Origin of the sequence: Periweissella beninensis, assembly GCF_016908275.1 — a bacterium.
GTDB lineage: Bacteria > Bacillota > Bacilli > Lactobacillales > Lactobacillaceae > Periweissella > Periweissella beninensis.
The window spans coordinates 102,732-115,984 of sequence record NZ_JAFBDN010000001.1; the positions used below are offsets into that span (position 1 = coordinate 102,732).

Sequence of the window (13,253 nt, forward strand, 5' to 3'; positions counted from 1 at the left end):
CAATATTTAGTCGTTTTTATTATGCATTTATTTTCCTTATTTTTTACTAGTTTTATTTTTATCATTTTAGATGTAATATATATAGTGTTTTAAACTTAATCAGACCACTATATATAGTATTTAATAAACAGGAGGTATCTTATGCAAAATCAAAATTTAACGCATTTATTGGTTAATAAACGCAGTGGCGAAACTGTCCCTTTCCATCTTTATAAAATAAAATTCAGCTTAAAAAATTTAAATTTGAGTGATACTGAACAAACAAATATCATAACTAAACTACTAAGCTGTTTGACAAAAAGCACTATGACTACTACCGAAAACATCGCTAAACTACTCATAAACTTAATTGCCAATATTGATATTAATGCCGCTAATGCTTATACAGACTACTATCAAAAACAGCAACAGGCATTTGCTAAAGCTACTAATATTCAAGATCGAATTGAACAATTATTTGCCCAAGATAGCCATGTTGTTCACGAAAATGCTAATAAAGATAGTCGTGTTTTCAATACACAACGCGATTTAGAAGCTGGGGTAACTAGTCGGGCCCTTGGTTTAAAAATGCTTCCACCATTGGTTGCCAAAGCACATTTGCGCGGAGATCTACATTGGCATGATTTGGATTACTCACCAGTAACGCCCGCGACTAATTGCTGTTTAATTGATTTTGATAATCTCCTTAAAAATGGTTATAAAATTGGGAATGCGTGGGTTGACTCACCACGGTCCATTCAAACTGCAACCGCACAAATGGCGCAAATCATCGCCAACGTGGCTTCACTACAATATGGTGGGTGTTCGGCTAATCGGATCGATCAACTATTGGCACCCTACGCACACTTAAATTATGAAAAACATCTAGCTGATGCCAAACAATGGGTTAACCCTGATCAACAACTTGCATATGCTAAAACCAAAACCAAAAAGGATATTTATGATGCCATGCAGGCGCTGGAGTATGAAATTAATACACTATATTCTTCACAAGGACAAACACCCTTTACAACGATTAACTTTGGCCTAGGAACTAATTGGCTTGAACGTGAAATTCAAAAAGCAATTTTACAAATTAGAATTGACGGACTCGGTAAAGAACACCGAACAGCCATTTTCCCAAAGTTAATTTTCACGTTAAAAAAAGGCATAAATTTTAATACGACTGATCCAAACTATGATCTTAAGCAGTTAGCCTTAGAATGTGCTACTAAAAGAATGTATCCTGATTTACTAATGTATGACAAAATCATTGAGTTAACTGGGAGCTTTAAAACGCCAATGGGTTGTCGCTCTTTCTTACAAGGCTGGCATGATGAAAATGGCAAAGAGGTTAATTCCGGTCGGATGAATTTGGGGGTTGTTTCTGTAAACCTACCCAGAATTGCTTTATTAGCAGATGGTGATTTTAATTTATTTTGGGAAATTTTTAATGAAAAAATGGCGCTTTGTCATCAAGCACTTGCCTATCGTATTAAACGGACTAAAGAAGCTGTCCCAGAAAATGCGCCCTTGCTGTACATGTACGGTGCTTTTGGCAAACGACTAACAGCCACCGATAAAGTCGATGAAGTTTTTAAAAATGAAAGAGCAACTATCTCTTTAGGTTATATCGGTTTATATGAGGTTGGGACCGCCTTTTTTGGGGCAAACTGGGAGCAACAGCAATCGGCACGTGACTTTGTCTTAAAAATTGTTCAAACCATGCATAATTATTGTCAAACCTGGTCCAAAGATAGTGGCTATCATTATAGTCTGTACTCAACCCCTGCTGAGTCATTGACTGATACTTTCTGTGCGTTGGACTTGGCTAAGTTTGGCCGCATTGCAGATATTACAGATAAAGAATACTATACTAATAGTTTTCACTACGATGTCCGAAAACGACCAACCCCCTTTGCAAAAATTAGTTTTGAAGAAAGTTTTCCAAAATATGCGTCGGGTGGGTTCATTCATTATTGTGAATATCCCAATTTACGCCAAAACCCCAAAGCATTAGAAGCAGTTTGGGATTGGGCCTATGACCATGTTGGTTATCTCGGTACTAATACTGCTATTGACAAATGTTTTAAATGTGGTTTTTCCGGTGAGTTTACCGCTACTGCTCGTGGTTTTGTCTGTCCCCAATGTGGCAATCACGACCCAGCTTTTTGTGATGTTGTCAAACGAACATGCGGTTACCTCGGTAATCCGCAACAACGCCCAATGGTCCATGGGCGTCACGTTGAAATTGCTTCTCGGCAAAAGAATTTATCTCAGGAGATGATTAATCATGTCGCAATCTATGCGAAAACCAAACAATCCGATACCCAGCGAGTGGCAAACCAAAAAGTATAGTCTTGATTATGTAGCAGACTATAAGCCATTCAATTTTGTTGATGGCGAGGGTATTCGCTGTAGCCTTTACCTAAGTGGCTGCTTGTTTCTATGTCCTGGCTGTTATAACGTTGCTGCCCAAAGTTTTCATTATGGGCAACCTTATAGTCAAGCACTTGAAGAGCAAATTATCACTGACCTGCGCCACGACTATGTTCAGGGACTTACTTTATTGGGTGGGGAGCCCTTTTTAAATACCAATGTCGCCTTACAACTATGTCGCCGAATTCGGGCTGAGTTTGGCCATACTAAAGATATTTGGTCATGGACCGGCTATACATGGCATGAACTAATTAATGATTCGTATGATAAGCTGCAATTATTATCACTAATTGATATTCTCGTTGATGGTCGTTTCTTGGAAGAACAAAAAGACTTAACACTCCAATTTCGTGGTAGTAGCAACCAACGAATTATTGATGTGCCAAAATCCTTAGCAACTGGTCAGGTCATTATTTGGGATAAACTAGTTCGTTAAATCTTATAATGCTAAAAATAGCACTACTAAATGTAGCTTAACCCGATCAAAATATTAGTAAACAGGACTGGATTTTTAAAAATCCAGTCCTGTTTACTAATATTTAGTTTTTAAAGTTTGCTTTAATAGTTAAACAATATTGTTAGCTAGTTAAGTTAACCGTTAGTTTATGGCTTCTTTGACTACTTTAATTTCTTATTTGTACCCAAACTTTGATTTTGTATTAGTAATCTAATATCATAATTCGCTTTATATTTAAATGGGTTCGTAAACTCAACATGAATATTAGCTGGTAAGGGCTTATTAAAATTCTTTTTTTGTAAAAATAGTTGATATGTTGTTTCATAATTAGCACCCACCTTGTGACCTGCACTAATTAATTTGGGCGCCGCTTTACTATTTGCCACTTTTACCAAGCTTATTGGTTGCTTACCCATACTTTGAGGTGATACAAGTGTAATCAATACTCGGTACTTATTATTAGTTATCTTTGTGATGGTTACAGTTTTTTTGACATATTTGTCAGCCATTGACGTTGTATTGTTTTTTGCTTGATATACTTTTAAAACCCCTAAAGTTTGTTTACTATTACGTATTTGAATTGGTTGAACAATTGTTCCTGAAAAGTTAGTAGTTTGGTTGGCCCCATAAGTAATATTACTAGTCCAACTACTATCTACTTCACCATTTTTAGTTAATTTGCCCCACATAATTTGCTTGTTTTTAACACTATATTTAGCGCCCGTAATTCTGGTATCAAGTGTTGGTACCACTAAAGTACCTTGATTATTTAAAATTTTTAAGGGTTGTACCAATGATTGCTTCTTAGCAATACTAATGATTGGTAACACTACATTTTGTTTACTAGCCGATAACTCTGTCAACTTTGGCATGTTTTTTAACACTGCAATATCAGTAAGCGCATTTTGTTCAATTGCTAATTGACGCAAGTTTTTCAATTTTTTTAACTTATTAATGTTATGTATATTGTTAACATCAAGATATAGTTTCTGCAATTTTACTAAATTTGCTAGGTCATTAACACTTGTAATCTTATTAATTCCTAGTGATAAGCTTTCTAGCTTCGTTAACTTTGCTAATGGTTTGATATTACTAATTTGGTTCAATCCCAATGATAAATCAGTAAGCTTAGTTAATTTTTTAATGGCTGTAATATCACTAATTTTATTATTAGTTAAATCAAGTAGTTTTAAATTAGTAAGCGTTTGTAAAAAAGTAATGCGTTTGACATCACTGCCGGCTAACGATAACCACGTTAATTTAGTTAATTTGCCCAGTAATTTAGAATTTTTTATTGCATCATTATTTAAATTTAAATAACTTAATGCTGATAGCTGTACTAATTGCTTTAGATCAATTGTAGTTGTTCTTATATTATTTAGGAGTAAATACTGTAGTTTCGTTAACCCTTTAAGTGGTGCAATATCAGTTATTTCATTACTAGCCAAATTTAAAATTGTTAACTTTTTTAAATTCTTGATTGGCTTTAAATCAGTTATATCATTGCCATATAGCTGTAAATCAGTTAAATTTTTCAACTTTGCTAACGGAGTTAAATCACTAATATCATTTAACCCAGCCAATAATTTGGTTAGGTTAGTAGCATACTGTAGCCCTTGTAAACTAGTAATACCTTCTCTTTCAATATTCAATGTTGTCAAATCGGCCATCTTGGCTGGTGTTAACTGATCAACAGTTATCTTTAATTGCTGACTAACAGCTGTTTGCAAAGCTTTATCTGGCATCCAACTATCAATGCTAATACTATTGCTTGTTGCCGTATTAACTGTCCCCGTTGTTTCAGCAGCTTGAACTTGTTGTATCCCACCACCGATTAATCCCAACATTAATGTTCCAAATATTAATTGTTTCCTAAAAAACATGTCTAACTCCTCTTCCTTTTATCAGCTGATATATCAACTAACGACATAGTTATTGAAAATAAGTGAGGAGTTGTAACCATGTGCCGTTACAACTCCTCTTTTTATCGAAATCCCATATTCGATATATTAAATATCTTTATTATAACAAATTTACTCACTTAGCGTAAGTATTGCTAGAAAACAATTTGTTTTTTACTAATACTTGTAAAAACGAGCTAGGATCATAAAACTACAAAACAAAACCTCCCATAAATTCAACTTGATGGGAGGTTTTAGTCATTTGATTTGTCTACTATTTAAATAATTTTAATATAGCCTATAACAAAGACTTAGCTAGATAGAAACTACCTAAAATACCAGCGTTATCACCATTACCAACTGGCACAATATAATCATCTAAGGCTGGTACTTCGAGATAATCAGCCATTAATTCTGCAAATTTTTCACGTACAAGTGGTAATAAAACTTGGCGATGTGGAACCCCACCACCGAAAACAATTTTTTCAGGCCGGAGTGTAACTGTATAGTCAACTGCCGCTTGAGCTAAGTAGTAAGCTTCAATTTCCCATGCTAAATGGTCGTCTGGTAATTCTTTAGCAGATTGTTGCCACCGTTCTTCAATAGCTGGGCCAGCTGCTAAGCCTTCTAAACAGTGATCACCATGGAAGGGACAATGGCCTGCATAATCATCCTTGGGATGTTTCATCATCATTAAGTGGCCTGCTTCTGGATGACTATATCCAGTTAGTAGTTGACCATTTACAATAATACCAGCACCAATCCCCGTCCCAACAGTTAGATAAACCACATTTTCTGCATCTTTAGCCGCACCTGTTTTATATTCGGCCCAACCAGCACCATTAACATCAGTTGTCCAAAAATATGGAATGTCGCGCCAAGCCTTCATTGTACCTAAGAAATTAAATCCTGACCAACCACGTTTAGGGGTATCCAAAACATAACCATAGGTTTTGGAATCTTTACGCACATCAATTGGTCCAAATGCTGAAATACCGATTGATGCAATATCATCATATTGATCAAAGAATGCAATAACTTTCTCCAATGTTTTGGCCCCATCTAACGTTGGAAAACTTGCACGTGCAACTACCTCGTTAGGATTCTCAACATCTGCTACCGCAACAACAAACTTTGTACCACCTGCTTCAATACCACCCAATAATGCCATGATTTATCTTTCTCCTATCTATCTTTGTGTAATTAATTTCTAATTTATCTTTAATATATCATCTTATAATTAATTCTCAAGCCTCTTTTTTACTACGTGCTTCAGAAATAAAATAATAGCTAACTAATGCAAAACAAATTGTGGGAATAATAAATGAAAACTGCATTGAACCACTAAAATCTGAGACAATTCCTTGAATAGCTGGAATAACAGCTCCTCCTACAATGGCCATCACAATTACTGCCCCAGCTGTTTCCGTATATTTCTTCTCCTTAACGGTATCTAGTGTATGCGCATAAATTGTAGGCCATTGCGGACCAAAGAAAAAGCTCACAACTACTGCTGCATACACTGCTACCATCCCTGATGCAAAGGTAGTGATTAATAACGTCATTGTTCCTAATACTGAGTAAACACCTAATACTTTGCTATATTCAAAGCGCGCTAACAATGATGTTGCTACCACTTTACCTATAAAGAAAATAATATACGAATATACCATGAACATTGATGCATCAGCATCTGTAATATTATGGTTCATTACTAATGCTAATCTAATTGTAAACGACCATACTGCTGTTTGCATGCCGACATAGATAAACTGTGATAATACCCCCTTCTTAAAGTGAATATTATTAGCTAAATATTTAAGCGTTTTACCTAACGCAACTTTTGGCGCATGGTCAACATCATTCGTAATAGGTTTAGCTGTTGGCATTTTGGTAAAGGCTAGCACTATAAACATTATGATCAAAATCAATAAGATGTACTTATAAGGCTGCAAAGTTAGCTGCAGCATCTTCTCACCATACTCCAAACGTGCTTGGCCAGTCATACCTGCCATCTTTTGTGATAAGTTACCAACTGATCCAAAAATTAGATACTTTCCTAATAAAATCCCAGCAATACTGCCGATTGGATTTAAAATTTGTGAAATATTCAAACGTAAATTAGCATATTTTTTAGGTCCAAGCATTGAACTATATGTATCACAAGCCGTTTCTAAAAATGATAGCCCAATGGCAATTGCAAAAATTGCTACTAAAAACATTGAATACGTTGCTACTTGTGAAGCTGGGTAAAACAAGCCGGCCCCAACAATATATGCTAGTAAACCAATCATAATTGCGAATTTGTAAGATGTTTTTTTAATAACAATACTAGCCGGAATTGCAATTAGAAAATAACCACCATAAAAGGCTGATTGAACAAAAGCCGTTGCCGCATCATTTAATTGAAATACTGTTTTAAACTGCGTAATTAAAATATCATTCAAACTAGCAGCGGTCCCCCAAAGGGGAAACATTAATGAAACAATTAAAAATTGTAAAATCGGTGTTCGACTAAGATACCCATCGGCTAATTGTTCGACTCCTTTTATTTTACTTTTAGTTGATGCGATTTGAGTAATCATTCGCAATTCTATCTAGTTTCTTATTATTTACTAGACTTATCCTTTCCTTAATGTCATGTTAATATTTTACAAATTATTTGAATGCGCCTTTTCAAATAACAATAAATTTTCACTACATGATGAAAGCGATTTCACAAAAAGTATAATAACACAGTTAAATCAATAATGAAAGCCCTTTCTTTATGTGAAATTATTAACTTGTTGCAAGTTCATTTTTATTACCATCATTTCAAAATTTGTATTTTAATACTTACATATAAATTTTATTTGAAAAACCATTGCGAGTTAGTTAAAATCTTAGTGAAAGCGATTTCAAAAAATAGAATGGAGTTTTTAATTATGGCTTTAATTGATACATTTGCGACTGGTCTTCAACATATTGGTATTCCTACTAGTAACATGGCAGCAACTTCTGATTTTTGGGCTAAATTAGGGTTTAGCTTAAAAGGTGAATTTAATAATGACGGCTCCTTAGTTCGCTTCTTTGAATTCCATGGATTAGTGATTGAAACTTGGGAATCAGCTGAGGTTAACCCGCATGCTGGTACTATTAATCATATTTCTTTGAATGCAACTGATATCGAAAATGCATTTAAAACCCTTAAAGCTCATGGTTTTGAAATCATCGAAGACCAAATTAAAGAATTGCCATTTTGGGATAATGGTATACGTTATTTTAATGTGCTAGGTCCTAATGGTGAAATTGTCGAATTTTGCAAAATCAATTAAACTTAAAAGACGATGATTTTGCAATTTAACCCAAAATAATTATTTGATTACACTGCGGCCAGCAAAAAAGACTAGGAAAACCAACGTAACTACCACAAAGTTAAACTACAATATACTTAACCTTGCGCCAGCTACTAAATCTTCCTAGTCTATTTTGATACAGTAAAATCGTCCTAAAAACTTATTAATAACTTTTTAACTAAGTTTATTCCGATTCAAAAGAACATTTAAAATAATCGCGGTAATACAACCAATCACCATGCCATTACTTAAAATTGTTTGAACTGTATTAGGTAAATATTGAAAAATGGTTGGTTGGGTTGTTGCGCCTAAACCCATTCCTAAAGAAACAGCAATGATAATCAAATTATTTGTGTTTAATTCAACCTTAGCTAGCATTTTAATTCCTTGTGCACCTACCATACCAAACATAATTAACATTGCACCGCCTAAAACTGGCTTTGGGATTAAGGTCGCCATTGCACCTACCTTGGGAATTAAACCTAAGATTAATAACATTACTGCTGCATAATAGACCGGTTTGAGCTTCTTAATTCCTGACAACTGTACAATTCCCACGTTTTGTGAAAATGTTGAATATGGAAAAGTATTAGCCACACCACCTAAAATGGCCGCCAAACCTTCTGCGCGGTAGCCTCGCTTTAAATCAGCTGTACTTAACGTTGTTCCAGTTATATCGGCTAAAGCAAAATAAACACCGGTAGATTCTATCATACATGTCAGTGCTGCCAACAGCATGGTTAAAATTGATGACCATTCAAACTTTGGTGTCGCTAAATAAAATGGTTGCGGTAATTGTAACCAACTGGCTGTATTAACTGGTTCTAAATCAATTTGACCTAAAATACCTGCTAAAAGTGTCATCGCTAATATACCAATTAAAATTGCAATTTGCTTAATAAAGCCCCGGCCAAAAATTTCAAAAACTAAAATGATTATTGCGGTTAAGCCCCCTAGTATCAAGGCGTTTAGATTGCCAAAACTGTGTGCTGTTACATCTCCACCCCCTAAATTTTGAAACGCAACGGGAATTAAGGTAAAACCAATTAATGTAATTAATGATCCTGTTACTACGGGTGGAAAAAAGCGCCGTAAGTTAGCAAATAAACCACTAATAAGCAATACAAATACGCCGGCTATTAAAATACCACCATACATGTAGCCCCACCCTAAGTTATTTCCAATTGCCGTCATAGGTGCTAAATATTCAACAGCTGATCCTAATACAACGGGTAACGCAATGCCAGTTAATGCCGTTCGTTTTAATTGTAATAAGGTTGCAATGCCACACATAAAAATATCAGTGGATACTAAATACGTCATCTGGGTAGCATTAAAATGTAAGCTAGCACCAACGAGGAGCGGTACTAAAATATCACCTGCATACATTGCTAACAAATGCTGTAACCCTAACAAAATATTTTTACCCACCACCAAAGGTACAACACCACTAATTTTCTTAACGTTATTCATTTTAATCTCCGTATAGTTCGTTTTTAGATACTTACAGTTTAAAATATAGCATAAAAAAGCAATTAATCAATCAAAATCTTTATATTTACCAAACAAACTCACTCAATTCTACTAAATATAAATAACATTTTATTAATTGATGGTGATATAATTATTTATGATTGTAAACTTTTAATATCATATCATAAGGAAGGATTTTTATTTTGGTCGAATCTATAAACCTAGCTAGCACTCAAGCAACCATTGATGCTGCTTTTAAAAAAGTTGCTACTCAATCAGCAGCCAATCATAACAATTTTGCAAACACCCTTGTTAATAAGGTTAGCCAATTAGTTAATGCACAACATCATCAAAACGTTACAACCATTACGGTTAAAGCTGGCGATACAGTTTCTGATTTAGCTGCAAAATATCATTCATCCGTCGCTACAATCGGAGCAGCTAATAATCTAAAGGACGTTAACCTCATCTTAGTCAATCAACGACTTAGCATACCTAAAACAACCAAGCATAGTACGGCTAGCAGTATCTACGCTAGTAATCAACCTACTAACTTAGGAACAAGTTCACGTGATGTTAATTCTAGTCCCAAAGTCGATGATGTTGATAAATTAAACAAGACCACCACTACTAATCAAACGATTACTAATAGTAATAACGATACCACCGCAGAAGCGAAAGCCCGTGCGTATATTGTACAACATGAATCTGGTGGTAGTTATACAGCGCGTAACGGTCAATATATCGGTAAATATCAATTAACTGCAAGTTATTTACATGGTGACTATTCACCTGCTAACCAAGAAAAAGTAGCTAATCAATACGTTAAAAATCGCTATGATACTTGGCAAAATGCCATGAAACATTGGCAAAGTCATAGTTGGTATTAATTGATTATGCTAGATTGATTACTTAAAAAATTCCAACTGAAAATGAGGCTCATTTTCAGCTGGAATTTTTTTAAGTACGACTTTATTATCCTTGTTACCAATAATCCCTTATGCTATTCCTTTAACCAATTAATCGCTAAAGTCATGGCACCACGCGTTGCATTAGTTTCATCTAAAATATTTAACATTACAAAATCATGAATGATTGCTTGCATCCGGACTTGTGTAACTGGCACATTAGCTGCGCGTAATTTAGCAGCATAAGCCTCCCCTTCATCACGTAATACGTCTGCTTGCGCGGTAATTATTAAAGCCACAGGTAATCCTTGTAATTCTGCTACGCTTGCATTTAATGGTGTGGCGTTAATATCCTTAGCATCATCCTTTTTTTCTAAATATTGTTGCCAAAACCACTGCATCCCTTCACGGGTTAAATAATAATTCTCCGCAAATTCTTTATATGACGCTGTATCAAAATTCATGTCTGTTACCGGATAAAATAGTAATTGCTTTTTGATAGGTAGCCCATGTCTTGTTTTAGTTAAGAGAGTCATAACCGTTGCCATATTACCACCAACCGAGTCACCCGCAACACTTAAATTCGCTAAGTCTAGCCTTCGCGTCTGTGCTACATCCTGTAACTGTTGGAGAACTGCATAGTTTTGTTCCAATGCCGTTGGAAACTTTGCTTCTGGTGAACGACTATATTCATGAAATACAACTACAGACTGTGTTTGTGTTGCCAATTCAATCGTTAGTTTTAAATGGGTTTTTGCACTTCCAAATACCCAGCCAGCACCATGAATATAGTAAATAACAGGTAATGTCGCCAAGTCAGTATCAACTGGTCGGATATATCTAACATTAATTTTACCCCATTTACCGGTATCAACAATCTGATCCTCAATTGTAACTGAACTTTGATCAACTTCACCACTTTGTACATCTTCAAGTACCTGACGCCCCTCTGTGGGTGGTAATTAATAAATTCGTGGATGAGCGAGATTATCATCACTAAATTTTATTGCTGCGGTTCCTAATGAAATACGTTTCATAATACTTCCCCCTTTGATCGTTGAACAACTTATCCTTACATCATAACTATAAAATAATTAATTAAGATCTGTCAAAATATCAACTTTAATTATCGCAAACAACGATTTAATGAAAACACATAAAAAAACCCTCGCTTAGCTTGCCGCCAATTCGAGAGGGTAATTCATATCTTGCTTTTTTATTGTTTATTTTTGCGTACTTTTAACATAAAAATAGCTGACATCACGGCCAAGAAAACAATTCCTACAAAAATTGAAGGTTGTGTTTCTGGATTAATCATCATGAAAATTAGTGTCACAATCAACGAAATAATGGCAAAATAATTAGAGATTGGATTTAAAGGCATTTTAAATGGATGATTATCGGTATTATTAGCCTTACGGAAACGTAGGTTACTAATTAAAATAACAAACCATGGCACCATGCCAGGTAATACACTTGAGCTATATACAAGTACAAAAATATTAGTACTACCATGCATTAAGGTTGGTAAAATCTCATTTAAAATCAAGCCAATTAAGATGCCACTCGACATTACAATAACAGCTAAATATGGCACACGATGCTTCGATAATTTCGTAAATTTTGGTGAAATTTCATTTTTCAAACCTAACGTATAAAGCATTCGACTAGAACTAAAAATACCAGAATTACACCCTGACATTGCGGCCGTCATCATAACAAAATTAATTATCCCAGCGGCCGCAGTAATCCCTACTTTCGCAAATGTTTGGACAAATGGTGAACCAATTTCGGTTAACTTATCCCATGGATAAATTGTCACAATCACAAATATTGCTCCAATATAGAAAATTAAAATTCGGGCAACAATTGAACGAATTGAACGTACAACTGCTTCTTGTGGATTACGCGCCTCACCTGCTGTAATTCCGATGACTTCAACCCCTTGGTATGATGCAATAATGATTGAAAGTGAGAAAATAAAACCTTTAACACCACCCGTAAAGAAACCACCATGACTCCATAAATTAGAAAAACCAACTGGCTGCCAATTATTACCTAATCCGAATAAGATAACTAATAAACCTAAAATAATCATAAAAATAATTGTAATAACTTTAATTAACGCAAACCAAAATTCGAGCTCACCATAGGCTTTAACTGATGTTAAATTAGCTACACACAAGGTCACGACCACTACGATGCCGGTTAACCAATCTGCGCTACTTGGCCACCAATAATTTAGATACTGACCAACTGCAATTACCTCACTAATACCAACTACTAAGTACTGAAAAACATTACTCCAAGCTGTTAAGTAACCAGCCACCGGGTGAATATACTCTGTTGCGTAATTTACAAATGAGCCCGTTGAAGGATCAACATATAACATTTCCCCTAATGCCCGCATTACCAAGTATAAAATTAATCCGGCAAAGGCATAGGCTAGCAATACAGATGGGCCAGTCCATTTAATTGTTGCTGAGGCTCCCATAAACAAACCCACCCCAATTGTGCCACCCAAGGCAATCATTTGCATCTGTCGTGAAGATAAATCTCTACTTAATTCTTTTTTTGCCATAATACTACTTCCTTATTCTCAATGTCTCATCAGGATAACCAAAACATAAACGTTAAAAAAAGCGCCCCTAGATAATAAATTATCTAGGGGCGCTTTTGCGCGGTACCACCCAAGTTTTTTTAATTAATCGTGTGCACTACAATTAATTAACTCACTTTGTTAGCGAATAACGACTCTAAC

Annotated in this window: 9 protein-coding genes, 1 pseudogene and 1 other annotated feature (1 of these 11 only partly in view); of the genes and pseudogenes, 4 read left to right on the forward strand and 6 right to left on the reverse strand. The window is 35.1% G+C overall.

Translation table 11 applies throughout. The annotated features are described in order from the left end of the window. The first annotated feature begins 141 nt into the window (after window positions 1-141). Window positions 142-2,337, forward strand: coding sequence for an anaerobic ribonucleoside-triphosphate reductase (gene nrdD / locus JOC59_RS00485; RefSeq protein ID WP_205142835.1), 2,196 nt, complete (start codon window positions 142-144; stop codon window positions 2,335-2,337). After that, the gene (gene nrdG, locus JOC59_RS00490; RefSeq protein ID WP_205142836.1) at window positions 2,273-2,854 is read left to right on the forward strand and encodes an anaerobic ribonucleoside-triphosphate reductase activating protein; all 582 of its coding nucleotides are present in this window, start codon (window positions 2,273-2,275) and stop codon (window positions 2,852-2,854) included. Before nrdD ends, nrdG begins: the two co-directional genes overlap by 65 nt. A 182-nt stretch (window positions 2,855-3,036) precedes the next feature. On the opposite strand, the gene JOC59_RS00495 is transcribed toward nrdG, so the two are convergent. From JOC59_RS00495 to fucP, 3 genes are all read right to left on the reverse strand, one after another. After that, window positions 3,037-4,758, reverse strand: a complete 1,722-nt coding sequence (locus JOC59_RS00495) for a leucine-rich repeat domain-containing protein (protein WP_205142837.1) — start codon at window positions 4,756-4,758, stop codon at window positions 3,037-3,039. Window positions 4,759-5,074: 316 nt separating this feature from the next. After that, window positions 5,075-5,947 carry an ROK family protein gene (locus tag JOC59_RS00500; protein ID WP_205142838.1) on the reverse strand — a complete coding sequence of 291 codons (873 nt, stop codon included), beginning with the start codon at window positions 5,945-5,947 and terminating at the stop codon, window positions 5,075-5,077. Window positions 5,948-6,023: 76 nt separating this feature from the next. Next, on the reverse strand, window positions 6,024-7,361 hold the full coding sequence (gene fucP, locus JOC59_RS00505; protein ID WP_205142839.1) for an L-fucose:H+ symporter permease: 1,338 nt from the start codon (window positions 7,359-7,361) through the stop codon (window positions 6,024-6,026). 339 nt (window positions 7,362-7,700) lie between these two features. Between fucP and JOC59_RS00510 the strand changes: the two genes are divergently transcribed. Beyond that, window positions 7,701-8,090: a VOC family protein gene (locus JOC59_RS00510; protein WP_205142840.1), complete on the forward strand. Its 390-nt coding sequence runs from the start codon at window positions 7,701-7,703 to the stop codon at window positions 8,088-8,090. A 195-nt stretch (window positions 8,091-8,285) separates the two neighbouring features. On the opposite strand, the gene JOC59_RS00515 is transcribed toward JOC59_RS00510, so the two are convergent. Beyond that, window positions 8,286-9,584 carry a nucleobase:cation symporter-2 family protein gene (locus JOC59_RS00515; protein WP_205142841.1) on the reverse strand — a complete coding sequence of 433 codons (1,299 nt, stop codon included), beginning with the start codon at window positions 9,582-9,584 and terminating at the stop codon, window positions 8,286-8,288. 203 nt (window positions 9,585-9,787) lie between these two features. Here JOC59_RS00515 and apf point away from each other — a divergent pair, with 203 nt between their 5' ends. Continuing rightward, window positions 9,788-10,474: an aggregation-promoting factor gene (gene apf / locus JOC59_RS00520; protein ID WP_205142842.1), complete on the forward strand. Its 687-nt coding sequence runs from the start codon at window positions 9,788-9,790 to the stop codon at window positions 10,472-10,474. Window positions 10,475-10,587: 113 nt separating this feature from the next. Here the strand turns inward: apf and JOC59_RS00525 are convergent. Continuing rightward, window positions 10,588-11,532: pseudogene (locus JOC59_RS00525) on the reverse strand (alpha/beta hydrolase). Window positions 11,533-11,708: 176 nt separating this feature from the next. Further along, window positions 11,709-13,073 (reverse strand): amino acid permease, encoded by a 1,365-nt coding sequence (locus tag JOC59_RS00530; protein WP_205142843.1) that lies wholly within the window; start codon window positions 13,071-13,073, stop codon window positions 11,709-11,711. An 82-nt stretch (window positions 13,074-13,155) separates the two neighbouring features. Next, window positions 13,156-13,253: a binding site (T-box leader), on the reverse strand (it continues 141 nt past the right edge of the window).